This window comes from Pseudomonas fluorescens, assembly GCF_012974785.1.
Taxonomy (GTDB): domain Bacteria; phylum Pseudomonadota; class Gammaproteobacteria; order Pseudomonadales; family Pseudomonadaceae; genus Aquipseudomonas; species Aquipseudomonas fluorescens_BT.
In genome coordinates this window covers 4,210,308-4,232,994 of the sequence record NZ_CP027561.1, presented here as the reverse complement: position 1 = coordinate 4,232,994, position 22,687 = coordinate 4,210,308, and the positions used below count along the sequence as shown (strand labels likewise).

General features: G+C 59.2%; 23 protein-coding genes. 15 read left to right on the top strand and 8 right to left on the bottom strand.

Features of this window, described 5'->3' with window-relative positions:
- Positions 1-9 precede the first annotated feature (9 nt).
- The gene (locus C6Y56_RS19110) at positions 10-1,350 is read right to left on the bottom strand and encodes a heavy metal sensor histidine kinase (RefSeq protein WP_169431206.1); all 1,341 of its coding nucleotides are present in this window, start codon (positions 1,348-1,350) and stop codon (positions 10-12) included.
- Positions 1,350-2,030 carry a heavy metal response regulator transcription factor gene (locus tag C6Y56_RS19105; protein ID WP_169431205.1) on the bottom strand — a complete coding sequence of 227 codons (681 nt, stop codon included), beginning with the start codon at positions 2,028-2,030 and terminating at the stop codon, positions 1,350-1,352. Before C6Y56_RS19105 ends, C6Y56_RS19110 begins: the two co-directional genes overlap by 1 nt.
- A 155-nt stretch (positions 2,031-2,185) precedes the next feature.
- Here C6Y56_RS19105 and C6Y56_RS19100 point away from each other — a divergent pair, with 155 nt between their 5' ends.
- The gene (locus tag C6Y56_RS19100; RefSeq protein WP_169431204.1) at positions 2,186-2,719 is read left to right on the top strand and encodes a copper-resistant cuproprotein CopI; all 534 of its coding nucleotides are present in this window, start codon (positions 2,186-2,188) and stop codon (positions 2,717-2,719) included.
- Between the two features lie 61 nt (positions 2,720-2,780).
- The gene (gene queF / locus C6Y56_RS19095; RefSeq protein ID WP_169431203.1) at positions 2,781-3,611 is read left to right on the top strand and encodes an NADPH-dependent 7-cyano-7-deazaguanine reductase QueF; all 831 of its coding nucleotides are present in this window, start codon (positions 2,781-2,783) and stop codon (positions 3,609-3,611) included.
- Between the two features lie 63 nt (positions 3,612-3,674).
- On the opposite strand, the gene C6Y56_RS19090 is transcribed toward queF, so the two are convergent.
- Positions 3,675-3,938 carry a DUF4404 family protein gene (locus C6Y56_RS19090; RefSeq protein WP_085700493.1) on the bottom strand — a complete coding sequence of 88 codons (264 nt, stop codon included), beginning with the start codon at positions 3,936-3,938 and terminating at the stop codon, positions 3,675-3,677.
- A 108-nt stretch (positions 3,939-4,046) separates the two neighbouring features.
- Positions 4,047-4,667 carry an HAD family phosphatase gene (locus C6Y56_RS19085; protein WP_169431202.1) on the bottom strand — a complete coding sequence of 207 codons (621 nt, stop codon included), beginning with the start codon at positions 4,665-4,667 and terminating at the stop codon, positions 4,047-4,049.
- Positions 4,668-4,853: 186 nt separating this feature from the next.
- Between C6Y56_RS19085 and C6Y56_RS19080 the strand changes: the two genes are divergently transcribed.
- From C6Y56_RS19080 to rssC, 3 genes are all read left to right on the top strand, one after another.
- Positions 4,854-5,543 (top strand): MlaA family lipoprotein, encoded by a 690-nt coding sequence (locus tag C6Y56_RS19080; RefSeq protein ID WP_169431201.1) that lies wholly within the window; start codon positions 4,854-4,856, stop codon positions 5,541-5,543.
- 323 nt (positions 5,544-5,866) lie between these two features.
- Positions 5,867-7,048, top strand: coding sequence for a two-component system response regulator RssB (rssB, locus tag C6Y56_RS19075; RefSeq protein WP_169431200.1), 1,182 nt, complete (start codon positions 5,867-5,869; stop codon positions 7,046-7,048).
- Entirely contained in the window at positions 7,048-7,530 is a 483-nt protein-coding gene (gene rssC / locus C6Y56_RS19070; protein WP_042560140.1) for an anti-sigma factor antagonist RssC, read from the top strand. Before rssB ends, rssC begins: the two co-directional genes overlap by 1 nt.
- Positions 7,531-7,602: 72 nt before the next feature.
- Here the strand turns inward: rssC and tal are convergent, their stop codons facing one another.
- Positions 7,603-8,529, bottom strand: a complete 927-nt coding sequence (tal, locus tag C6Y56_RS19065) for a transaldolase (RefSeq protein ID WP_169431199.1) — start codon at positions 8,527-8,529, stop codon at positions 7,603-7,605.
- 191 nt (positions 8,530-8,720) lie between these two features.
- Positions 8,721-9,665, bottom strand: coding sequence for a glycosyl hydrolase family 5 (locus C6Y56_RS19060; RefSeq protein ID WP_169431198.1), 945 nt, complete (start codon positions 9,663-9,665; stop codon positions 8,721-8,723).
- Positions 9,666-9,956: 291 nt separating this feature from the next.
- Here C6Y56_RS19060 and C6Y56_RS19055 point away from each other — a divergent pair, with 291 nt between their 5' ends.
- From C6Y56_RS19055 to C6Y56_RS19020, 8 genes are read left to right on the top strand one after another with little or no spacing between them, the layout of a single operon-like run.
- Positions 9,957-10,397 carry a low molecular weight protein-tyrosine-phosphatase gene (locus C6Y56_RS19055; protein ID WP_169431197.1) on the top strand — a complete coding sequence of 147 codons (441 nt, stop codon included), beginning with the start codon at positions 9,957-9,959 and terminating at the stop codon, positions 10,395-10,397.
- Positions 10,398-10,435: 38 nt separating this feature from the next.
- Positions 10,436-12,658: a polysaccharide biosynthesis tyrosine autokinase gene (locus C6Y56_RS19050; protein ID WP_169431196.1), complete on the top strand. Its 2,223-nt coding sequence runs from the start codon at positions 10,436-10,438 to the stop codon at positions 12,656-12,658.
- A 41-nt stretch (positions 12,659-12,699) separates the two neighbouring features.
- A complete protein-coding gene (locus C6Y56_RS19045) occupies positions 12,700-13,776 on the top strand; it encodes a glycosyltransferase (protein WP_169431195.1) in 1,077 nt (358 codons plus the stop codon).
- 14 nt (positions 13,777-13,790) lie between these two features.
- Entirely contained in the window at positions 13,791-14,903 is a 1,113-nt protein-coding gene (locus tag C6Y56_RS19040) for a polysaccharide pyruvyl transferase family protein (protein WP_169431194.1), read from the top strand.
- Positions 14,900-16,132, top strand: a complete 1,233-nt coding sequence (locus C6Y56_RS19035) for a phosphoribosylaminoimidazole carboxylase (protein ID WP_169431193.1) — start codon at positions 14,900-14,902, stop codon at positions 16,130-16,132. Before C6Y56_RS19040 ends, C6Y56_RS19035 begins: the two co-directional genes overlap by 4 nt.
- Entirely contained in the window at positions 16,123-17,226 is a 1,104-nt protein-coding gene (locus C6Y56_RS19030; protein WP_169431192.1) for a hypothetical protein, read from the top strand. Before C6Y56_RS19035 ends, C6Y56_RS19030 begins: the two co-directional genes overlap by 10 nt.
- 12 nt (positions 17,227-17,238) lie before the next feature.
- The gene (locus tag C6Y56_RS19025) at positions 17,239-18,291 is read left to right on the top strand and encodes an acyltransferase family protein (protein ID WP_169431191.1); all 1,053 of its coding nucleotides are present in this window, start codon (positions 17,239-17,241) and stop codon (positions 18,289-18,291) included.
- A complete protein-coding gene (locus C6Y56_RS19020; protein ID WP_169431190.1) occupies positions 18,291-19,439 on the top strand; it encodes an SGNH/GDSL hydrolase family protein in 1,149 nt (382 codons plus the stop codon). The genes C6Y56_RS19025 and C6Y56_RS19020 overlap by 1 nt, the downstream gene beginning before the upstream one ends.
- A 3-nt stretch (positions 19,440-19,442) precedes the next feature.
- Here C6Y56_RS19020 and C6Y56_RS19015 read toward each other — a convergent pair whose 3' ends face one another.
- Positions 19,443-19,853 carry a mannose-1-phosphate guanylyltransferase gene (locus C6Y56_RS19015; protein ID WP_169431189.1) on the bottom strand — a complete coding sequence of 137 codons (411 nt, stop codon included), beginning with the start codon at positions 19,851-19,853 and terminating at the stop codon, positions 19,443-19,445.
- Between the two features lie 31 nt (positions 19,854-19,884).
- Positions 19,885-20,718: a UTP--glucose-1-phosphate uridylyltransferase GalU gene (gene galU, locus C6Y56_RS19010; RefSeq protein WP_169431188.1), complete on the bottom strand. Its 834-nt coding sequence runs from the start codon at positions 20,716-20,718 to the stop codon at positions 19,885-19,887.
- A 379-nt stretch (positions 20,719-21,097) separates the two neighbouring features.
- On the opposite strand from galU, the gene galE reads away from it, so the two are divergent.
- Both galE and C6Y56_RS19000 read left to right on the top strand, forming a co-directional pair.
- On the top strand, positions 21,098-22,114 hold the full coding sequence (gene galE, locus C6Y56_RS19005; RefSeq protein WP_169431187.1) for a UDP-glucose 4-epimerase GalE: 1,017 nt from the start codon (positions 21,098-21,100) through the stop codon (positions 22,112-22,114).
- A 228-nt stretch (positions 22,115-22,342) separates the two neighbouring features.
- Positions 22,343-22,579: a hypothetical protein gene (locus C6Y56_RS19000; RefSeq protein ID WP_003226528.1), complete on the top strand. Its 237-nt coding sequence runs from the start codon at positions 22,343-22,345 to the stop codon at positions 22,577-22,579.
- The last annotated feature ends 108 nt before the right edge of the window (positions 22,580-22,687 follow it).

Genomic DNA, 22,687 nt, shown 5'->3' with positions numbered 1-22,687 from the left:
TTGCCGGCCTCAATCTTTTTTCGGCAACTCAATTACAAACCGCGTCCAGCCCTGAGCCGATTCACAATGAATCTGCCCGCCATGGGCCTTGATGATCGACTGAGTGATCGCCAGCCCCAATCCCGCATGCTCGCTGCTGCCTTCCTGGCGCGCCGGATCGGCCCGGTAGAACCGGTCGAACAAGCGCGGCAACAACTCAGCAGAAATCCCCTCGCCACTGTTTTCCACGGTCACCCTCAAGGATTTCGCCTGCTCGGCTATCCTCACACGCACTTCGCCCGCTGCCGGCGTGAAGCGCAACGCGTTATCCAGCAGATTCGACAGCGCCCGGCGCAACATCGCGCGATCACCCTCGAACCGCCCCGCACCGTCACGGCTCAGGCTGACCTGAGCGTCTTCGGCCAGCGGTGCGAAAAACTCCAGCAATGCATCGGCTTCTTTCGCCAGTTCCAGCGGTTCGCGCTTGGGCACCAGCAATCCGTGGTCGGCCTTGGCCAGATAAAGCATGTCGTTGACCAGTTGTGCCATCCATTGCAGCTCTTCGAGGTTGCTGTGCAATGCCTCGCGGTAGTCCTCAAGCTGGCGAGGCCGGGTGAGGGTGACCTGCGTGTGGGTCAGCAGGTTCGACAATGGGGTGCGCAGTTCATGGGCGATGTCGGCAGAGAACGCGGAAAGGCGCTGAAACGAGTCATCGAGGCGTCCGAGCATGGCGTTGAAACTGTGGGCCAGTTCCGTGAGTTCTGCGGGCATCTGCGCTTCCGGGAGTCGGGCATTCAGCGATTGGGCCGAAATCCCACGGGCCACCGCACTCATACGGCGTAACGGACGAAGGCCGCTGCGGGCCGCCCAGGCGCCGAGCAACGCAGTAGCCAGCGCCGAAAGGCCGACGGTCAGCCAGATCAGATGCTGCATGCGTTGCAGGAAGTGCTGGTGGTGGGTGATGTCCAGCAGCAAGGTCAATTGCGGGGAGTCGGGTTGTTCCGGGGAGAGCGGGGCGTTGAGCAGGCGATAGTCCGTACCGTTGTCGGTGATGGTGGCCAGGCCGGGCTGTTTCGGCAGATTCGCCGGGGTATGCAACGAGCGGCCGAACCAGCGTTGTCCCTCAGGGGTGCTGATGCGCAACGAAACATCGCCCTGTTGGCTCAATTCATCGGTGATGTGCGCGGCGTCGCTGCCGCTCAGCAGCGTCTGACGCACACTGAGCAGTTTTCCTTCTAGCAGTTGCTGGTCGAGCTCGATGAAGTGGCCTTCGCTGGCCCGATTGAAAACGACCCCGGCCACCAGCGAAACCACTGCGGTGCAGCCGGCGAACAACAATGCCAGCCGGCTGCTCAAGGACAGTCGGCGCATCAGTCGGCACGCTCTTCAAGCACGTAACCCATGCCACGCACGGTGTGGATCAGTTTGTCGGGAAAGTCATCATCGATCTTCAGCCGCAATCGCCGGATCGCCACTTCGATCACATTGGTGTCGCTGTCGAAGTTCATGTCCCAGACCTGGGATGCGATCAGGGATTTGGGCAGCACTTCACCCTGGCGGCGCAGGAGCATTTCCAGCAAGGCGAACTCCTTTGCAGTGAGGTCGATGCGCTGGCCGCTGCGTTCGACGCGGCGGCGAATCAGGTCCAGACGCAGATCGGCCAATTGCAGGCAGGTTTCCTGCGGTGTGGCGCTGCCGCGGCGCAACAGGCTGCGTACCCGGGCCAGCAGTTCGGAGAAAGCGAACGGCTTGACCAGGTAGTCGTCGGCGCCCAGTTCGAGACCGTGAACCCGGTCTTCCACGGTGTCCTTGGCCGTCAGAAACAGGATCGGCGTTTCCAGCCCGGCGCTGCGCACTGCTTGCAGAATCTGCCAGCCACTGCGCCCGGGCAGCATCACGTCGAGGATCAGCAAGGCGTAGTCACCGCTCAACGCCAGTTGTTGCCCGGTGTTGCCGTCGGCCACCAGCTCGGTATTGAAACCGGCCTCGGTCAGCCCCTGGCGCAGGTATTGGCCGGTTTTCGGTTGGTCTTCGACGATCAGCAGTTTCATGGGCGGCTCGGGTTTGTAGGATCGAAGGCTTTATACCGTGGGACGTTGTCACAAGCGCCAACCTGACAAAGTTGTAATCTCTCTGTCAGGTAGCTGCCAGCGCGGGCGGGCTAGAGTTTCCCACAGGCTGAACCTTTTCTTGTTGGAGTATGACTATGTTTTTGCGCAACCCTCTGGCCGTCGTCGCTTGTCTATTGGCGCTGAGTTCATCCGTCCGGGCCGATCCTGCGCACACGTACGACTTCGGCCAGCCGGCCCCGGCCGCCAAGGCCAGCCGCAGCATTGAAGTGGTGATGGGCGACATGTCGTTCGATCCGAAGGCCATCGACATCAAGGCCGGTGAGACCATTCGCTTTGTATTGGTGAATAAAGGCCAGTTGCTGCACGAATTCAACCTCGGGGATGCAGCGATGCATGCCAAACACCAGCAGGAAATGTTGCAGATGCAGCAAAGTGGCATGCTGACGCCGACCGGCATGAAGGAAATGTCCCACGATATGGCGGGCATGGATCATGGCTCGATGGGGCACGTAATGAAGCATGACGACCCCAACAGCGTGCTGGTCGAGCCCGGCAAGACTGCCGAGTTGACCTGGACGTTCAGCAAGGCGACCAGCCTGGAATTCGCCTGCAACATTCCAGGGCATTACCAGGCCGGGATGGTCGGCAAACTGACTGTCAGTCAGTAAGCACTCAAAGGCGGGAGCAAAGGCTGATAGAATCCGCTGATTCTTCAGTCAGGTTTCCGCCATGCATCCCGCAGCCGAACATTCGCCGCTGGGCAAATCCAGCGAATACATCGCCACTTACACGCCGTCCCTGCTGTTCCCGATTCCGCGCACCGCGAAATGGGCCGAGCTGGGCCTGACCGCCGAAACCCTGCCGTATAAAGGCGTGGATTTCTGGAACTGCTTCGAACTGTCGTGGCTGCTGCCGTCGGGCAAACCGGTGGTGGCAATCGGCGAATTCAGCATTCCGGCGGATTCGCCGAACATCATCGAATCCAAGTCGTTCAAGCTGTACCTGAACTCGCTGAACCAGACGCCGTTCGCCGACATCGCAAGCCTCGAAGCGACGCTGGTCAAAGATCTGTCCGCTGCTGCCGGCAAACCGGTGGGCGTACGGGTTCGCAGCCTGAAAGAGGTTGAAGCCGAAGGCGTGGTTGCGCTACCGGGCGTGTGCATCGACGATCTGGATATCAGCGTCAGCAACTACGAGCATCCGCGTCCCGAGCTGCTGCGCTGCGACGATTCGCGGGTGGTGGAGGAGAGCGTGCACAGCCATCTGCTTAAGTCCAACTGCCCGGTGACCAGTCAGCCGGACTGGGGCAGCGTGGTGGTGGAATATCGCGGCGCGGCGCTGGATCACGCCAGTCTGCTGGAATACATCGTCAGCTTCCGCCAGCACTCGGACTTCCACGAGCAATGTGTGGAGCGGATCTTCCTTGACCTGCAGCGCCTGCTGAAGCCGGAAAAACTCACGGTGTTCGCGCGTTACGTACGTCGGGGCGGGCTGGACATCAACCCGTACCGCAGCACTGAAAGCGTGCAACTGCCGAACCACCGTCTGGTTCGTCAGTAACCCGCATCGCGGACATGAAAAAGCCCTGCCAGTGATGGCAGGGCTTTTTTGCATTCGCGGGTTTCAGATACCCATGCTGACCAGGGAGTTCATGATGTTGCGCAATGTGCCGGCGATGGCGGGGTGTTCGAGTTCGAAGCGATCAACTGCCAGATTGACGCCATCGGCGATGCTGGAATCTTGAGTCGCGGTCTCCAGTTTTATTTCGGATTCAATCTGCGCCATCAGCGCATGTAGATCAGCGCGCTCGGCTTCGGTCAGCGGAGGATTTTGATCCAGTTGCTCGCGCAGGGCATTGAGCTGTTTTTGCAGTTCTTGAGCGGGCATGGTTGTTTCCTTTTATCGAGAGGCACTGGCATAGACCGCAGCCGTGCGCCAAAGGTCTATGGCTCTCTCTAAGACTAATCCACTCTGCTGCAACCTGCATGATCCCGGTCAGGGCTTTTCGCCTTTGAGGCGGCGCAGGCTGATGTCCGCCAGACAAGTGTCGAGTTCGCCCAGATGATCGATCACCGAGTGCACGCCCAGCCCGAACAGCTGCACCGTCGCCTTGCCGCGCAACTGCTCGCGCTCTTTCTGGCTCAGTGCTTGCCATTCGTGAGGCGCGAGGCCGCAGAGTGAACCACAGGACGCCAGGCCAATCGTCCACAACCCGGCATTGAGGCCGGATTGCAGCAGGCGCGGTTCACCGCTGACCAGCACGCAACCCTCGAGGCGGCAGACCCGTAATGCCATCAACGCCTGCCAGCAGGCATCGGGCGCCGGCCACGGATTGATTGTTGCAGGATGTTGCGAAGATTTGACCCAGTCGGGCAGCGTTGCTGAAAGCATTCGGGTGAGGGCAGGGGGGAGTTCGTCCAGCCACGCGCACGGAATCTGTTGCTGTTGCAGGCTGCGGAGGCTGTCGAGGGCTCCGGGAGTGGCCTCGGCGTGATCCGTTGTGGCGTCAGCGTGATTGTGGACGCGGGCACCGAAATCCACCAGGCAGCCGCTGAGTCCGAACAGCACGGCCGTCAGGTTGGGTGCCGCAGGGTGCAGTACTTCGGCGTGTGGCATGAAAAACGTCCCTGAAATAGGGATCAGGCTAAGCAATCCCGGTGACAGTTGGATGACAGATGCATTACGAAGCGTCCTACAGAGCCGATGATGCAGGAAATGCCTAAACAGGTGTTTCCGTCTTATACTGAGCGTCTTATAACCGTGGCCCGCATGCCGCGTATGTACAATCCAAGGAGTTTTTCTATGCGCTGGAGCAACCCTCTCGCTCAGCTTTGTGTATGCGCCAGCGTGATGCTGGTTCCGTTCGTTGCCCAGGCGGCAACGGAAGAAGACCCTTGGGAAAGCGTCAACCGTCCGATTTTCCAGTTCAACGACTTCGTCGATACCTACGCATTGAAGCCTCTGGCGCAGGGCTACGAATTTGTAACGCCGCAATTCCTGGAAGACGGCATCCACAACATGTTCCGTAACGTCGGTGACATCACCAACCTGGCGAACAACATTCTCCAGGCCAAACCGGCCGCTGCCGGTGTCGACACCGCGCGTTTGATCTTCAACACCACCTTCGGCCTGCTGGGCTTCTTCGATGTAGGCACCAAGATGGGCCTGCAGCGCAGCGACGAAGATTTCGGCCAGACCCTCGGTTACTGGGGCGTGAGCAGCGGTCCGTACGTGATGCTGCCGTTGCTGGGCCCGAGCACCCTGCGTGACGCGCCGTCGAAATACGTCGACACCTACACCGCACCGTATCGCTACATGAACGACATTCCGGCGCGCAACACTATTTACGGCCTGAACATCGTCGACACCCGCGCCAGCCTGTTGTCCAGCGAGAAGCTGATCAGCGGCGACAAGTACACCTTCATCCGCAATGCCTACCTGCAGAACCGCGAGTTCAAGGTCAAGGACGGTCACGTCGAAGACGATTTCTGATTTCGGCCCGTGAACCCCGAAAGGCGACCGAAAGGTCGCCTTTTTTTGTCCGTGCGTCCTTCCATTGAGTTACGGTTTCGAACGTTCTTATAACTCTCTGTGATTTGACAAACAAAGTCGTCAAGTGACGATCCGCGCATGCTTGAAACGCTCGAAGGATGGGAGTACCGTCTGCGCCTTAGAAGGGCACCTCTGGTGCATCCGTGTGCGGGGCAAACGCTCCGAAGCGGTGCAGCAGAGAGGCTAGAAAGCGAATCCAGTAGTCTGCGCCGGGCCGTTGCCCCGCCTGCTACGCCAACCTAATTCTGGCGCCGTTTGCCCACATGCCAAAAACCAGTGCCACGCTGCTGATAATCGATGATGACGAAGTAGTGCGCGCGAGCCTCGCGGCCTATTTGGAAGACAGTGGTTTCAGCGTCTTGCAGGCCAGTAACGGTCAGCAGGGTCTTCAGGTATTCGAGCAAGACAAGCCCGACCTCGTCATCTGCGATCTGCGCATGCCGCAGATGGGCGGTCTCGAACTTATCCGTCAGGTCACCGAGCGATCCCCGCAGACACCGGTGATCGTGGTTTCCGGTGCCGGCGTGATGAACGACGCGGTCGAGGCTCTGCGCCTGGGCGCGGCGGATTACCTGATCAAGCCTCTCGAAGATCTGGCCGTGCTCGAGCACTCCGTACGCCGGGCTCTGGATCGTGCGCGCCTGCTGCTGGAAAACCAGCGCTACCGCGAGAAGCTGGAGAAGGCCAATCGCGAGCTCGAAGCCAGCCTGAACCTGCTTCAGGAAGACCAGAACGCCGGTCGCCAGGTGCAGATGAACATGCTGCCGGAAAGCCCCTGGACCATCGACACGTTCAAGTTCGCCCACCAGATCATTCCGTCGTTGTACCTGTCGGGTGATTTTGTCGACTATTTCCGGGTGGACGAACGCCGGGTCGCGTTCTATCTGGCGGACGTTTCAGGCCATGGCGCCTCTTCGGCGTTCGTCACCGTGCTGCTGAAGTTCATGACCACGCGCTTGCTGTTCGAGTCCAGGCGCAGCGGCACCTTGCCGGAATTCAAGCCTTCGGAAGTCCTTGGTCATATCAACCGGGGGCTGATCAGTTGTAAGCTGGGTAAACACGTCACAATGGTCGGTGGAGTCATCGACGAGGAGACCGGTTTGTTGACCTATAGCATCGGCGGCCATCTGCCGTTGCCTGTGTTGTACACGCCTGACAGTGTTCGCTACCTCGAGGGGCGCGGTCTGCCCGTGGGGCTTTTCAACGAAGCCACCTACGAAGACCACGTGCTCGAGCTGCCACCGACGTTCAGCCTGACGCTGATGTCTGATGGCATTCTGGATCTTTTGCCAGAACCCACACTCAAAGAAAAAGAAGCCGCCTTGCCCGAACGGGTCAAGTCGGCGGGCGGCAGCCTGGATGGCCTGCGGCAGGTTTTTGGATTGGCCACGCTAGGGGAGATGCCGGATGATATCGCCCTGTTGGTGTTGAGCAGGAATCTTTAATGAGTACCGGTAGAATCCAGTTCGCCGAGCAGGACGGCACCTTTGTCCTGAAGTTCGTCGGTGAAGTTCGCCTGACCCTGTGTTCGGCGTTGGATGCGACTATTGAAAAAATCTTCACCGCGCTGAATTTCAACGCGATCGTGATCGATTTGACCGAAACCCGCAGCATCGACAGCACCACGCTGGGCCTGCTGGCCAAGCTGTCGATCCTGTCGCGGCAGAAGGTCGGCCTGCTGCCGACCGTGGTCACCACCCATGACGACATCACCCGTCTGCTTCAATCGATGGGTTTCGAGCAGGTGTTCAATATCGTCAACCATCCCGTGCCTTGCCCGGAATGCCTCGATGACCTGCCGGATCAGGATCAGTCGGAGGAAGTCGTGCGGATCAAGGTGCTCGAAGCGCACAAGATCCTCATGGGCCTGAACGACTCCAATCGCGAAGCTTTCCATGATCTGGTGAATGCCCTCGAAAGGCATTGATTCCCCAGCCATCAGGCACAAAAAAGGGCGAACCTGTGAGGGTTCGCCCTTTTTGCGTTTGCCGTCAGCCCATTACAGCTTGGCTTGCAACAACGCCTCGAGCTTTTCCTGGTCACGGGCAAACTGACGGATGCCTTCAGCCAGTTTCTCGGTGGCCATCGCGTCTTCGTTGGACAACCAGCGGAATTGCGATTCGTTGAGGCTCAGACGAGCTTCGCCAGCGTGGCCCGGGGCCAGTTTGCGCTCCAGTTTGCCGGTGTCTGCCGCCAGTTTGTCGATCAGGTCCGGGCTGATGGTCAGGCGGTCGCAGCCGGCCAGTTGCTCGATCTGATTGAGGTTGCGGAAGCTCGCACCCATGACCACGGTCTTGTAGTCATTGGCCTTGTAGTAGTTGTAGATGCGCGTCACGGACTGCACGCCCGGATCGTCGGCGCCGGTGTAGTCGTTGCCGTTGGCTTTCTTGTACCAGTCGTAGATACGGCCCACGAACGGCGAGATCAGGAACACGCCGGCGTCGGCGCAAGCAGCGGCCTGAGCGAAGGAGAACAGCAGGGTCAGGTTGGTCTGGATGCCTTCCTTCTCGAGCACTTCGGCGGCGCGGATGCCTTCCCAGGTCGAAGCGATCTTGATCAGCACGCGGTCGCGACCGACGCCGGCCTTGTCGTACAGCTCGATCAGACGGTGCGCACGCTTGAGCATCGCGTCCTTGTCGAACGACAGGCGTGCATCCACCTCAGTGGAGATACGGCCCGGGATCACCTTGAGGATTTCCTGGCCGACCGCGACGCCGAAACGGTCGCTGGCCAGGCCGACATCGCCCTTGCAGTCGCTAACGGCGGCGTTCAGCAGCTCGGCGTAGGCCGGAATGGCCGCCGCCTTGAGCAGCAGGGAAGGGTTGGTGGTGGCGTCGACCGGCTTGACCCGGGCAATCGCTTCGAAGTCGCCGGTGTCGGCAACCACGGTGGTGAACTGTTTGAGTTGTTCCAGCTTGGAAGTCATGAGCGTGCTCTGTCCTATGGGTCTGAAGACATTACCCGAGCGCTGACAGCCACTCAAGGGCATGTGGGTGTATCGATAGCCCCGCGAGCAACAACCTGAAAACGGCTGTTTGAATGGGCGGGGCGCGGTATCGATCAATACGATGCCAAAAAGGACCACAGGTTCAAAGCAACTGACCCGTTGCGCAGCGGCTATTCGGCGTTGAGCTGGGTCGAGGCCGCCGTTTGTGCCGGTTTCGACTGTCCGTCGGAGGTCAGCAGGCCGAAATTCTTCTCCCGGTCGTTACTGCCCGACTCGCTGTTCTTCCATTCGTAAATCGACGTCAGCTGAATGCTGAGTTTTTTAACATCGGCGATGAACGCGCCGATTTTACTCGCTTGCCCTTCCGGCCCGCCGTTGGAGGCGAGTGCCGAAATGCCCCATTCACTGATGACGCCCGGCAAATGGAAGTTTTGCTGGATGAAGGTTTGCGCGTTACTGATCTGCGTCGCGGTCATGCCGTAAGGGTGATAGGAAATCGCATCCAGGCACTGCGGATAAGTGCCGAGAATGCTGTTGAGTGCCACGGTCGAAGCGGAGCCTGCCGTCGGCGGGCGGGCGAAACCGAATCCCACCAGGGGCGTCGATTGCGGTTTGCCCTGCAGCGTCTTGCACATGGCCGTCATGAACGGCACGAAGGTGTTTTTGAAGTCTCCGGTGGGCCAGTAGGTGTCGAGATCCGGCTCATTCCAGATTTCGATCCCCACCAGTTGCCCGCTCCAGGCTTGCTCAAGACCGGTCACCGCGTTGGCGAAGGCTTCACCGGCGGTTGCCAGGTCTCCGGTCAACGGTTTAGTGGCGCGCACGGTCATCAAGACCGGCAAGCCGGCGGATCGCGCCGCCGCGAACGCATCGCTGATCTGTTTCTGATAGGCCTTGGCGCCGAGGCTGTCGCTCCAGACGCCGAAGCGCACGAAACTGAATCCGGCCGCTTTGATCTGCTCGGCGTCGGTCGGGGTGAAGTTCTGGATCTTGACCTGAACGCCGATGGTTCTGGCGGGCAGTGACGGGAACAGCGCGCTGGCGTGAACCTGCGCGGTAGCACTGAGCATCAACAGGGCGGCGGCACCAAGATGTTTGAAATGTGCTGATTTCATGTCTGCTCTCCTGATGAGAATGACATCTAGCCAATAGTTATCTCGTTGCCTGTATTTCGATGACGAATAGGGCGCGAAGTGCACGAATGTTATTTTTTGTCGGAAAACGTTCGCCTGAAAATCACAGTTATTTTTAGTCCGGTAATTCTAGTTGGGGGACTTTTAGAGGCCGTGGTACTTAATGCATCGGTATTAACGGGTGAATCTATTTCCGAGTGAAGGAAGGTCTTGCGGGTTCATTCGAATTTGCAGGGCATGTTGGCCGATTGACATTACACGGGAAAGTAAACCTTGTTCAAAAAGATTCTTGTCGTTTGCGTAGGCAATATCTGCCGAAGTCCGACAGCGGAACTTCTGTTGCGCAATGCACTGACACCCTCGGCAATCAGCGTGACCTCCGCAGGCCTGTCTGCGCGGGTCGGCGAAGGCATGGAGTCGACCGCGCGCCAGGTTCTGGAAGACCGTGGGCACAGTGCCGAAGGGTTCAAGGCCCGGCAACTGACCGCCGACATCGTCAATGAGTCGGATCTGATTCTGGTCATGGAAAAAGAGCATGTAAAACAAGTACTGAAGATTGCCTCTCACGCCAGGGGCAAAGTGTTTCTTCTTGGCAAATGGCAAAGCGAGCGAGAAATACAGGATCCGTATCGTCAAGGGCAGGCCGCGTTTATTCATGCCCATGCATTGATTGAAGCTGCTGTCAGCTCATGGGCGCAACGCTTGGCGCGTTGATGAATATTCTTCAGATCAGTGAATGGTAAGAAAGACTTATGCAGTTACCGTCAGTAATCGGCACCCGTGAAAACGATCAAGACAGTATTGATCTACTCGGCATATTCGGCAGCCTGATCGATCAGAAATGGCTGATCGGCGCATTGACCGGTGCGTTCATGATGACCGGCGTTGCCTATGCGATTTTGGCCACGCCGGTGTATCTGGCCAACGCGTTGGTGCAGGTCGAACCGAAAAAGAACGACATGCTTGGCTTCTCCGATCTCAACAGCATGCTCGGCGGCCAGTCGCCGTCGGTGACCGAGATCGGCATCATCAAATCCCGCGCAGTGATCGGCAAGACCGTCGATGATCTGCGGCTGGACATCGACGTCACCCCCAACACCTTTCCGCTGATTGGCGGCTTTCTCTCCCGCCGCTATCGCGGTGAAACCGAACTCAGCGTCGCGCCGCCACGTTTCGGGCTGAGCAGCTACGCGTGGGGCGGGGAGCGCCTGGAGTTTGCCCGGCTCGATCTTCCTAAAGAACTGCTGGGCAAGAAACTCAGCCTGATCGCCGGCGAGCAACAGCACTTCCAGTTGTTCGACGACAACGACAACCTGCTGATCGAAGGCGTGGCCGGCGAACCCTTCGCGCAGGATGGGGTAGAAGGGCAGATCACGCATTTGCAGGCCAACTCCGGCACCCGTTTCGAAGTGGTGCGCTACCCACGAATCGTGACCATTCAGGGTTATCAGGACGCGCTGGATATTTCCGAGCAAGGCAAGGAGTCGGGGATCATCCGTCTGGCCCTGGCCAGCAGCGATGCCGCCGAGGCGGTGAAGATCCTCAACAAGATCGCCTCGCTGTACGTGGACCAGAACGTACGCCGTACCTCGGCCGAAGCGGCGCAGAGCCTGGCCTTCCTGCAAAGTCAGTTGCCCCAGGTCAAACGCGATCTGGCCAAGGCCAGTGATGCGCTCAATGCCTACCAGACCCACGGTAAAACCGTGAACATCTCCCTGGAAACCCAATCGGTGCTCGGTCAGTCCGTCGCGCTCGAAACGCGGATTTCCGAGCTGAAACTGCAACAGGCGGAGATGGATCGCAAGTTCACCAAGCAGCATCCCGCCTATCGCGCGTTGATGACTCAGATCGGTGAATTGACCCAGCAACAGCGGTCGCTGGAGGGCAAGGTCCAGGACCTGCCGGCCACGCAACAGGAATTGCTGAACCTGACCCGCGATGTCGAGGTCGCTTCGCAGATCTACACCCAGTTGCTGAACAAATCCCAGGAGCTGGACATCATCCGCGCCGGCGCCGTGGGTAACGTGCGTCTGGTGGATACGGCGGATGTCGATCTGACCAGCCCGGTCAAACCGAAAAAAGCCCTGATCGTGCTGATCGCGACCTTCCTCGGCGCCTTTGTCGGCGTGGCCCTGGTGCTGTTGCGCAAGTCGCTGAGCAAGGGCCTGGAAGGTCCGGAAGCCATCGAGCAGCTCGGCTTGCCGGTCTACGCGTCGATTCCCTACAGCGCCCTGCAACAGGAAGAGGACACCAAGAAAGTCCGCGCCAAAGTCACGACGGATACACCGGCCTATCTGCTGGCTCTGCGCAACCCGACGGACCTGTCCATCGAGTCGATCCGCAGCCTGCGCACCTGCCTGCATTTCGCGGCGCTGGATTCGACCAACAACCGCATCATGATTTCCGGCCCGAGCCCGCAGGTCGGCAAAACGTTCGTGTCTTCCAACCTCGCGGCGGTCATGGCCCAGAGCGGCCAGCGTGTGGTGCTGATCGATGCCGACATGCGCAAGGGGCATCTGCACAAGAGCCTGAACACGCCGATCACCAACGGCCTGTCGGATCTGCTGGTCAAGCGCTGCACCCTGGAGCAGGCGATCAACAAGGTCGAGGTCGACAACCTGCACTTCATCAGCCGTGGCCAGGTTCCGCCCAACCCTTCCGAGCTGCTGATGCACGCGAACTTCCGCGAACTGCTGGCAGAACTCAGCGAGCGCTACGACGTGGTGATCATCGACACGCCGCCGCTGTTGGCGGTGACCGATGCGGCGATTGTCGGCCGCGAGGCGGGCATCAGCCTGATCGTCGCGCGCTTCGGGGTGAACCCGGCCAAAGAGATCGAACTGACCATTCGCCGCTTCGCCCAGAACGGCATCGAGTTGAAGGGCGCGGTGTTCAACGGCGTCGAGAAGCGTGCGGCCAGCTATTACGGCAACGGCAGCTATTACAACTACGAATACGCGTCCGACCAGTCCTGAATCTCAGCGACGGTCCTTACAGGCATGAAAGTGGGTGGGTTGTGAAAAAAATACTGCACGTGGCGGAAACGATCAAAGGCGGGGTGGCGACGGTCATCCGCACGATTTCGGCGGCTCCGGAAGACGGGCGCTATGAGCTGGTGTATCTGGTCCCGCTCGACCAGAAGAAAGAACTGCACGGCATCGATGAACAGCAGATCCGCACCTTCGCCCGAAGCGGGCGGAATGTGCCGTCGCTGCTGCGTTTTGCCTGGCAACTGGCGCGGGTCCTGCTCAAGGAAAAACCCGATGTGGTGCATCTGCACAGCACCTTTTCCGGGGTCATCGGCCGTTGCGTCTGCGTGCTCCTGCGACCGTGGCGCAAGCCGAAAATCGTCTACTGCCCCCATGCGTTTTCGTTCCTGATGGAAAGCTCGCCGATCAAGCAGAAAGCTTATGCGTGGATCGAGCGGGTGCTGCAGAAGGTCACGGACAAGATCATCTGCGTCAGCCAGTTCGAATTGGACAAGGCCGCGAAGTTTGGCATCGAGCGCCAGCGCATGACGCTGATCTACAACGGCATCGATCACAAGGATGACGAACGCAAGATCGACAATCCGGCACCGATTCATCTGCTGTTCGTCGGTCGCCTCGACTACCAGAAAGGCTTCGACGTGTTGCTCAAGGCGTACACCGAAGCAAAGCGCAGCGACCTGAAACTGACGGTGGTGGGCAGCGCGGTGAACGAGGATGTCGTCGAGTGTCCGCCGCTGGATGGGGTGGAATACCTGCCCTGGGTGACGCCGACCGAGGTACACGCGCTGTATCAGAAAGCCGATGCGCTGATCGTCCCCAGTCGCTGGGAAGGCTTTGCCATGGTGCCGCTGGAAGGCATGGCGCTGGGCCTGCCGGTGATCGCCAGCGACTGCACGTCGTTGCCCGAACTGGTCACCCATGGCGTGTCCGGCTACGTGTTCCCCGCCGGTGACCACCAGGCGCTGGCCGATCGCCTGAAGAAAATCCAGAAGCCTGCGTTGTCGGCCCTGGGCATCGAAGGTCGGCGCATCGTCCGCGAGCGTTTCAGCGCCGCGTTGATGATCCGCCAGACCTACGACCTGTATTCCGCTCCCTCTTGTTAAGTAGAACTCCGCTCATGAACGTAACGATTTTGCATGGCTACAGTGCGTCCAATTCCGGTGATGGTCTGCTGGTCGATCTGGCCATCGCGCTGGTGCAGCGTAATTTTGGCGAGGACACCAGGATCAATGTCGTGGCCTCCGATCCGGACTCTTTCAAATACCTGCCGCACCCGCGCTTCGATGCGCCGGTCATGGCCGCGAAGGGGCTGGGCCGGGTCAAGCAGGCGGTGTTTCTCAACCGCTCCTACGCCGGCCTGGCGGATCTGCTGAAGAAAACCGATCTGATCGTCGGCGTCGGTGGCGGCTACATGCGCTCCAAAAGCGCCTTTGAGCACATCAAGCTGAAACTGGGGCATGCCAAGCAGCTGGAAACCGCGATTCTCAGCAAGATCCCCTCGGTGTATCTGCCGCAAAGCATCGGCCCGTTCCATGGCGACAGCGACAAGATCGTCGGCCACTACGCCAGCGCCGATGCGGTGTTCGTGCGCGATAACCGTTCCTCGGCGCTGTTCGATGCCTGTGAAAATGTCTACCGCGCACCGGACCTTGCGGTGCAGGCCCTGGCCGGCAAAATCCTGCAGCAACCCAAGTTCACCCGCTGCGCTTCGACACCGGCCACCGTGTGCGTGGTGCTGCGCAAGCCACCGGCGTGGAGCAAGGAAAAGAAGCTCGCCTACGTGGCCAATTTGAAGGTGCTGCTGCAGCGTTTGAAGAACAAAAGCAAAGTGGTCTGCGCGGTGCAGAGCGCTGTACGCGGCAACGATGACGGCGCGTTCTATCGCGAGCTGGGCATCACCGAAGACCTGCTGCCGTTGAAAGCGACGCTGGCCAAATACCAACCGGACCTGGTGATTTCCGTGCGCCTGCACGGGGCGATCGAATCGCTGCTGTCCGGCGTGCCGGCGTACCACATCAGCTACGAACGCAAAGGCTTCGGCGCCTATCAGGACATGGGCGTCGAGGACTGGGTCATCAACGGGGGTGACATCAATGTCGACACCATCATCGACACGGTCTACGCACCGAACGCACTGTCGAATTTCGGCAAGCGCCTGACCGATACCTGCCGCGAGATCGAAGCGAAAACCGTGGCCATGGACGACATCATCAAGGGCGTCATTCGATGATATTCCGCTTGTTGCTGCGGGGCGGAGCACTGGGCGCGAAGTTTCTGCTGGTGCTCGCCATCACCCATTACCTCGGGTACGAGGCGCTGGGTTTTTATGGCGTGGTAGTCGCCGCATCGTTGATCGCGTCGAAGTTCTACAGCGTCGGTTTCAGTTCCGAAATCAACCGGCTGATCAGCGTCGGCGGCAGTTCGAAGCGAGTCGTCGACAAGGTTCTGCTGCTGTACCTGGCCGTGGGTCTGGTGCTGTCGGTGGTGACGGTGCTGATCTACTCACTGTTCCAGCAGGTCGAAGCGACGGCGGCATTGATCGCCTGCGTGACGCTGGTACTGCTGACCGAGCACCTGTCGTTCGAGATCAACTCGTTCGTGTTTTCCGCGCAGAAAGCCACGGCGGGGGCGCTGCTGTTCTTCGTCAAGACCGGCCTCTGGGCACTGCTGGCCGTGGGCGGAATGATGCTCGGCCGGGTGTCCGCAATTGCCAGCGTGCTGTGGTTGTGGGTCATCGCCAACGTGCTGGTGATCGTCGCCGGTTACCTGATCATGGTGAGCGTCCATCGTGGGCGCGAAGAGGGCACGCTGGCGACGGCGGCCGTGTGGAAAGCCGGATTGCCGTTCTACCTGGGCACCGGCCTGATCGCGCTGAGTCAGTACGCCGAGCGCTTTCTGATCATCGACCTCGAACCCTACGCCAGTCTCGGTAAATACGTGTACGCGTGGTCGGCGGCCAACACCTTGCAGGCGTTGTCCTATGCGGTGGTGGCGGTGGTCGGTATTCCGGTGCTCGCCAAGCGTTACCAGGCCGATCAGCAACCGTTCACCGTCAAGCAGTTGTTCGTGAACAAATGGGTCGCGCGTTCGCTGGTGGTGTCGGCGGCGGTCGCGGTGGCGATTTATCTGTTCTTCAATATCGTGCTCGATTATGTCGGCGCAGCGGTGCCGCGTCCGGACAACGGGATTCTTGGCGTGCTGATCTTTTCCTTCGCCCTGCGTGCCATCGGCGACATCGTCTGGGGCGGGTTGATCGCGTCGAAAAACAGCCGGGTATCCCTCGCCAGCTCGGCCATTTGCCTGCTGATTTCGGTGCCGGTCAGCTATGTGTTGATCAAGCACTGGTCCATCTACGGCGCAGCCTGGGGCAACGTCTTCGCAATCATCGTGCAGCTCGCCGTGATCGCGCTGCTGACTCGTGCGACGCGAGCAAAAAAGGCTGTCGTGTCATGGGCCTGAAACTGCCGTGCATCGAGTTTCGCGGCAAGAAACTCGACTCGTCACTGTCGTTCCTGATCCTGTTCACCGGGCTGTTTCTGTCAGTGGCCATGCCGCTGCTGGTCCCCCGGGATCCGGGGCCGGATGCGATGACCCTGTGGTCGTCCTATGCCCGGGCCGACAATTGCAATTTCTGGAATCCGTTCTCGCCGGATCGCTCGTCCTACGAGTGTTCGGCGTTCCTGCTGCGGCCCACCGGGATCAACCTGACCAACGCCTGGGCCTACGGAATGTTCTGCAATTTTTTCCTCACGGCGATTCCGGTGGTGGTGTTCCGGCGCATGCCGCTGGCGATTTTCGGGACTCTGTGTCTGTGGGGTGTGGTGCGCTCGTTCTTCCTGGAGAACCTGACCAAGGAAATCATCGTGTCGGTGGCGGTGCTGAGCATTCTGTTCAGCTCGCTGTCGCGCAAGTATCGCGGCGGATTTTTCCTGTCGGCGGTGATCTATGGCGTGCTGATCCGGCCCTACTGGATTCTGTTTTCCCTGTCCTGGGTCGGCGTCTGCGTGATGAAGAAGTATGTGTCGCGCACGACCTTCTTTCTGATGCTGTTCCTGTTTTATCTGGCGGTGGCCATGGCGATTCAACTGGCGTTGGGCTTTCCGGTGTCGTCGATTCGCGCCAGCAACAACGAACTGCGCACCGCGGGCGAAGAGGGGTCCAAATCGCTGATCGTCTCGTGGCTCAGCGGCAGCGACTTTGTTTCGCAGGCACTGGACTCGATGATCATCTTCTTCCGCTTGTCGTTCCCCGTGGAGCTGATCCTGCTGTCCGGGCCGGGTCAGGTGATCTTCGTGGCGTTGATGATCATGACCGCGTTGCTGCTGTTCAAAGTGATCACCTCGACCGATTACAAAGGCGCGCCGATCCAGACCAAACCCAAGGAGCTGATCGCGATTCCCTTGGCGTTTCTGCTGGTTCAAGGCTTGTTCGAACCCGACTTCGGCTCGTTCGCCCGGCACTTTTCCATGGTGGTGCCGGTGTTGTTCGTGGGCCTGGGGTTGATGTTGCGGGCGAACAAACCGGTGCGGGTCGAATCCAGAATTCTGAATTGAGGCAGGTGCTTTATGTCGAGCAAGAAAAAGTCCCTGGAGATCGAAACCCTGCGCGGCCTGGCGTGCCTGCTGCTGGTGCTCTATCACGTGATCGGTCCGCTGGGCGGCGGTTTGAAGATCGATATCGGCTCACCGTTCCGGGTGATCGCCGATTCGATGGTGTACGTGCGCATGCCGCTGTTCACCTTCATCTCGGGCTACATCTATTCCATCTACAAGATTCGCGGCAATGACTTTTCGGCGTTCTTCACCGGCAAGGTGCGGCGCTTGATCGTGCCGCTGTTTTGCGTGGGTGTGCCGTTCTCGGTGTTGCAGGCGGTAGGCCCCGGTGTGAACAAGGACGTCAGCGTGATCGATGCCTTGCTGGCGTTTTATGTGCCGGTGAACCACTTCTGGTTCCTGCAGGCGGTGTTCATCATCTTCATGTTTGTCGGCCTGCTGGAATGGCGTGGTTGGCTGCGTTCGGCGACGCGTCTGTACCTGCTGTTCGCGTTCTCCGCCGCGGTGTTTCTGCTGCCGCCGTTCAAGTTCGATGCGTTCGGCATCAACGGTGCGACTTATCTGTTGCCGTTCTTTGTGGCCGGGATGATCGGCCAGGAAAATGTCAGCACGCTGAAGCAGCGGTTCAAAGTGCTCGGCCCGTTAGTGTTCGTGCTGATTTCCGTGACGCTGTTGTACATCGCGGCGCTGGATCGCGAGCTGATCATCGATCGTCGCAGCCTGATCGGCCTGACGGTGGGTTGTGTGTCCTGCTTTGCGCTGCTGTCGAGCGACATGCGCTCGAAGGCGCTGACCTGGCTCGGTGGTTACTCTTACGCGATTTTCCTGTTTCATGTGTTGTTCGCCGCGACATCGCGCTCGGTGCTCGGACGTCTGGGCATCAAGGACGAAAGCGTGCTGGTGTTCTGTGGCGTGGCGTGCGGCTTGCTCGGGCCGGTGCTGCTGTCGACGATCTTCAGCCGGTTCAACTTCACTTCGGTGCTGTTTTTGGGCGAGCGCGCAGCGGCGAAAAAACCGCTGGCGGATGTCTCCCCGGTGCAGGTCTCGGCTAAAGGAAGCGCTTGATGGTTGCAGTAGATGACGCAGCGCCGGTCGCGGTGTCGGTGGTCGAAGTCGGTGACGCCCGCCAGCGGTTTGCCCAGTGGCGCGAAGGCAAGGCCGGGAAGGTGTTGTCGGTCTCGGTGATCGGCGACAGCTACAGCGCCGGGCAGGATTTCTATCTGAACAAACTGGTGCAGCGGCTGGTCGGGGAGGTCGGTTTTGCCGGTCCCGGTTACGTCGGTTTCAACCACGGCGCGGCGTTGGGCGGCAGCCATTTCAAATACACCCGCAGCAGCGAAAAATACTTCGGCGGCGACTGGCGGGTGTCCGGCCTCGGACAGCCTAGTCCCGACAGCCGCACGGAGACGGGACGGCCCGGTGCATGGCTGCAGGTCGATGCGCATCCGAGCGAAGCGATAAACACTGCCGTCACCCAGGCAAAGTTACTTTATCTGGGGGATGGCGAATCCAGTGAACTTCGCTATCGCTGGTCGCCCTCGGCGAACTGGCAGCCGCTGAATCTCACCGGCGCGGGCGTTCAGGAAGTCCCGTTACCGGGCACGTCCGCTGCCACGGACTGGTCGTTCAGGCTGGAAGTGGTGAAAGGTGCGCCCACCCTGTTCGGCCTGTGGATGAGCAACGACCAGGCCGGTTTGCGGGTGTCGAAACTGGCCGCGTCGGGGGCAGCGTCCGGTGATTTCTATCATGCCGACGGTCAGTGGCAGGCGCAGTGGAAAGCGGTGGTGTCGAAGATTCCGGCGGATATCTACCTGATCATGCTCGGTGGCAACGACCAGGGTTTTGGTGTGAAGCCCGAGCAGTACCTGAAGAATGTCCAGGGGCTGGTCGCAATGATCCGCGAGATTCAGCCGGCAGCGAGCGTCAACCTGATCATGCGCCAGGACACCACGCGTTCCAGTGCCTATCCGATGTCGGCGTATGCGCAAGTGCTGGAGCCCTGGGCCCGCGAGCAGCATCTGGGTTACGCCAACCTGCAATGCGCGTTCGGTACGGACGTCAAACGTTATGCGGCGGCGATGATCGGCCCGGACAGAATTCATCCGGTGCCGGCCACGGGCGGGAAGGTGATTGCCGATTACTTCTATCGGATGATCGTCGGCGGCAACCACGGGGCAACGCCGCAGGAGGCTTGCGGCGCTGCCTCACAGTAGGTCTCAGTCCTTGTCGAAACCTTCGAGCTGACCCAAAAGCTCCGCTGTCTTTTGCGGCATCAATTGCGTCAGGCAACGGGTTTCCACATTGATGATGATCGCCGGTTCGTTGCAGCAGATGCGCACGCGGAATCGCCAGTCGCTGAAAATCACTTTCAGGCCGTCGCGGTCATCGACCTCCAGCGCCTGTTCGCTGTAAATCCGTTTCAGATGGGCGAGCAGGGGATAGGGATCGCGCAGCGGTCGGCGAATGTCCCCGGACGATGGAAACATGCCGATCCGCTCCACCAGCAGAATGGTCCCCAGCCAGGATTCATTGGCGCTGGGCAACGGCTGGTGACGAGACAGCCAGCTCATCACCCCGAGGCTGTCCACCTCCCGTTCAATGTCTGTCGAATGTTGTGCAATGTTCATGGTTGCCTCGTCGGAGATGCGCGGGCGCCTGTCAGCGGCCTTTGAGGTAGACGTTTTCGTAGCAGAAGTTGGTCGCCTGCAGGTAACCCTCGGCGTCACCGCAGTCAAAGCGCAGGCCCTTGAATTTGTAGGCCAGCACGCAACCGTTCTGCGCCTGTTTCATCAGGGCGTCGGTGATCTGGATTTCCCCGCCCTTGCCGGGCTCGGTGTCGGCGATCAGGTCGAAGATGTCGGGCGTCAGGATGTAGCGGCCAATGATCGCCAGGTTGGACGGAGCGTCCTGCGGCGCGGGTTTTTCCACCATGTGGTTGACCCGGTAGATGCCCTCGGAAATCGCCTCGCCGGCAATCACACCGTACTTGTGGGTCTGGTCCCGCGGGACTTCCTGGATGGCCACGATCGAGCAGCGGAATTTCTTGTAGAGCTGGATCATCTGCGTGAGTACGCCGTCACCTTCCAGGTTCAGGCACAGGTCGTCGGCCAGGACCACGGCGAAGGGCTCGTCGCCGATCAACGGGCGGCCGCTGAGAATCGCGTGGCCCAGACCTTTCATTTCCACCTGACGGGTGTAGGAGAAGGTGCAGGTGTCGATCAGTTCGCGAGTGCCGGCCAGGAACTTCTCTTTTTCGGTGCCGCGAATCTGGTGTTCGAGTTCGTAGCTGATGTCGAAATGGTCTTCCAGTGCACGCTTGCCCCGGCCAGTGACGATTGCCATGTGCTGCAGGCCGGCGTCCCGTGCTTCTTCAACGGCGTATTCGATCAACGGCTTGTTGACGATCGGCAGCATCTCTTTTGGCATGGCTTTGGTGGCCGGCAAGAAACGCGTGCCGTAGCCGGCCGCGGGGAACAAACATTTACGAATCATAGAAGTTTCCTGGACATTCATGGCATACAGCCATCGGTTACATTGCAATAAAGAAAGTTGCAAGTTGATGAAGCTGTACTTTAATACCTGAGTCAGGTTGTCAGTGACAATGTTAGCTTAGTGTAAAAGAGGATAATGTTATTAGATGTCGACTTGATAAATAACAGTTATTTTTAGTCGGTATCTGTCGATAGTGGTGAAAGTGCGGGAGTGCTAATAAGTACCGGGCAATACAGTTTGGCCTTTAAAAATATTGTTGGCCAGCGATGGAACTGTTTTTGTCCTGGATTGTTGTCGCCTTGTTTGTGTGAAGCAAGACACACATTAAACAAATGAGGCTTGACACGTTGGCAGGCATTCTCCCACTACGGACCGCGCTATGAAGATTCTGGTAACCGGTGGCGCCGGATATATTGGCTCGCACACCACACTCGCATTGCTTGAAGCAGGTCATGAAGTTGTCGTTCTGGATAATCTTTGCAACAGCAGCGATGCGGCATTGCATGCGATAGAAGCCATTTGCGGTAAAAGTGCGCTGATGATTCGCGGCGATGTGTGTGACCGGGCGTTGCTGGACCGGATATTCCAGCAGCACTCGATCGACGCCGTGCTGCACTTTGCCGGGCTCAAGGCCGTGGGCGAAAGCGTACGCAAGCCGCTCGAGTATTACGAAACCAACGTCAGTGGCAGCATCACGCTGTGCCAGGCAATGGCAGCGGCGGGGGTTTTCCGTCTGGTGTTCAGCTCTTCGGCCACGGTCTATGGCGAGCCTGAGCAGATGCCGATCCGCGAGGATTTCCCCACCGGCATCCCCACCAACCCCTATGGCCAGTCCAAGCTGATCGTCGAAAACGTGCTGCGCGACCTGGCCCTGGCCGAGCCGCGCTGGAGCATCGCGCTGCTGCGCTACTTCAACCCGATCGGCGCCCACGACAGCGGCCACATGGGCGAAGACCCGAGTGGCATCCCCAATAACCTGGTGCCTTACATCAGTCGCGTAGCGGTCGGCAGCCTGCAAGAGTTATCGATCTTCGGCAACGACTACCCCACGGTCGACGGCACCGGCGTGCGTGATTACATCCATGTCGTGGATCTGGCAGACGGGCACCTGAAAGCGTTGCAGGCCATCGACGGGCGTACCGGCATTCACACCTGGAACCTCGGCACCGGCGCCGGTTACAGCGTGATGCAAGTGCTGCGGGCCTTCGAGCAGGCATGTGGAAAACCCGTGCCTTTTCGGGTGATGCCACGGCGTTCGGGGGATATTGCCGAGAGTTGGGCCGACGCTTCCAAAGCGGAAAAAGAACTGGGCTGGAAAGCCACCCGCAACTTGCAGGACATGGTCACCGATAGCTGGCGATGGCAATCGAATCACCCCAGAGGCTATCTGGAGTGATGGCCTTTTAGTCCGATGTTATTTTCGGTCAGGTTGTTAGATATCGTCGGGAAATTACACTGGCAATGCCTTTTGCAAGTCCGTAGATATAAACCTGCCGTTCGACTTTTATCAGTTGCGTATGACTGTGAAAGAACGACGGATCTTGTTCGCGCTTTTTGCGACTTGAACTCTACCACCTCTAACGGAACACCCGATGTACCGGTGCAATGTTAGAAAGGAGTTGATATGAAAAAAGTGATGGCGATTGCCTTGTTGACGATGTTGAGCAACTGGGCATCCGCAGCTGAAGCACCGCTTACTGCGGTGACCAATGTATCTGGCAGTGTCGCGGCTTCTACAGCGCCTGCTGCCAGTACTGCAATGGTTGCCAGTGCCGTAGCGGCGTCCAACAGTGGTGGAAGTGCCAACGGCGGTACAACGGGTACCACCGGTACCACGGGTACAACCGGCACGCACAACTAACTGAAGTAACTGTTGGTGCAGTACAGGGTCGCCCGACGAAAGTCGGGTGACTTTGTTTTGGATTCGCCCTTGAATAGCGTAGTGCCATTATGACTCGTAGTTTTTCTC

What these genes read in the sequence shown, in the direction of transcription:
- C6Y56_RS19110 (WP_169431206.1), bottom strand. Translation starts at nt 1,350, where the DNA reads ATGCGCCGACTGTCCTTGAGCAGCCGGCTGGCATTGTTGTTCGCCGGC.
- C6Y56_RS19105 (WP_169431205.1), bottom strand. Translation starts at nt 2,030, where the DNA reads ATGAAACTGCTGATCGTCGAAGACCAACCGAAAACCGGCCAATACCTG.
- C6Y56_RS19100 (WP_169431204.1), top strand. Translation starts at nt 2,186, where the DNA reads ATGTTTTTGCGCAACCCTCTGGCCGTCGTCGCTTGTCTATTGGCGCTG.
- queF (WP_169431203.1), top strand. Translation starts at nt 2,781, where the DNA reads ATGCATCCCGCAGCCGAACATTCGCCGCTGGGCAAATCCAGCGAATAC.
- C6Y56_RS19090 (WP_085700493.1), bottom strand. Translation starts at nt 3,938, where the DNA reads ATGCCCGCTCAAGAACTGCAAAAACAGCTCAATGCCCTGCGCGAGCAA.
- C6Y56_RS19085 (WP_169431202.1), bottom strand. Translation starts at nt 4,667, where the DNA reads ATGCCACACGCCGAAGTACTGCACCCTGCGGCACCCAACCTGACGGCC.
- C6Y56_RS19080 (WP_169431201.1), top strand. Translation starts at nt 4,854, where the DNA reads ATGCGCTGGAGCAACCCTCTCGCTCAGCTTTGTGTATGCGCCAGCGTG.
- rssB (WP_169431200.1), top strand. Translation starts at nt 5,867, where the DNA reads ATGCCAAAAACCAGTGCCACGCTGCTGATAATCGATGATGACGAAGTA.
- rssC (WP_042560140.1), top strand. Translation starts at nt 7,048, where the DNA reads ATGAGTACCGGTAGAATCCAGTTCGCCGAGCAGGACGGCACCTTTGTC.
- tal (WP_169431199.1), bottom strand. Translation starts at nt 8,529, where the DNA reads ATGACTTCCAAGCTGGAACAACTCAAACAGTTCACCACCGTGGTTGCC.
- C6Y56_RS19060 (WP_169431198.1), bottom strand. Translation starts at nt 9,665, where the DNA reads ATGAAATCAGCACATTTCAAACATCTTGGTGCCGCCGCCCTGTTGATG.
- C6Y56_RS19050 (WP_169431196.1), top strand. Translation starts at nt 10,436, where the DNA reads ATGCAGTTACCGTCAGTAATCGGCACCCGTGAAAACGATCAAGACAGT.
- C6Y56_RS19040 (WP_169431194.1), top strand. Translation starts at nt 13,791, where the DNA reads ATGAACGTAACGATTTTGCATGGCTACAGTGCGTCCAATTCCGGTGAT.
- C6Y56_RS19035 (WP_169431193.1), top strand. Translation starts at nt 14,900, where the DNA reads ATGATATTCCGCTTGTTGCTGCGGGGCGGAGCACTGGGCGCGAAGTTT.
- C6Y56_RS19030 (WP_169431192.1), top strand. Translation starts at nt 16,123, where the DNA reads ATGGGCCTGAAACTGCCGTGCATCGAGTTTCGCGGCAAGAAACTCGAC.
- C6Y56_RS19025 (WP_169431191.1), top strand. Translation starts at nt 17,239, where the DNA reads ATGTCGAGCAAGAAAAAGTCCCTGGAGATCGAAACCCTGCGCGGCCTG.
- C6Y56_RS19020 (WP_169431190.1), top strand. Translation starts at nt 18,291, where the DNA reads ATGGTTGCAGTAGATGACGCAGCGCCGGTCGCGGTGTCGGTGGTCGAA.
- C6Y56_RS19015 (WP_169431189.1), bottom strand. Translation starts at nt 19,853, where the DNA reads ATGAACATTGCACAACATTCGACAGACATTGAACGGGAGGTGGACAGC.
- galU (WP_169431188.1), bottom strand. Translation starts at nt 20,718, where the DNA reads ATGATTCGTAAATGTTTGTTCCCCGCGGCCGGCTACGGCACGCGTTTC.
- galE (WP_169431187.1), top strand. Translation starts at nt 21,098, where the DNA reads ATGAAGATTCTGGTAACCGGTGGCGCCGGATATATTGGCTCGCACACC.
- C6Y56_RS19000 (WP_003226528.1), top strand. Translation starts at nt 22,343, where the DNA reads ATGAAAAAAGTGATGGCGATTGCCTTGTTGACGATGTTGAGCAACTGG.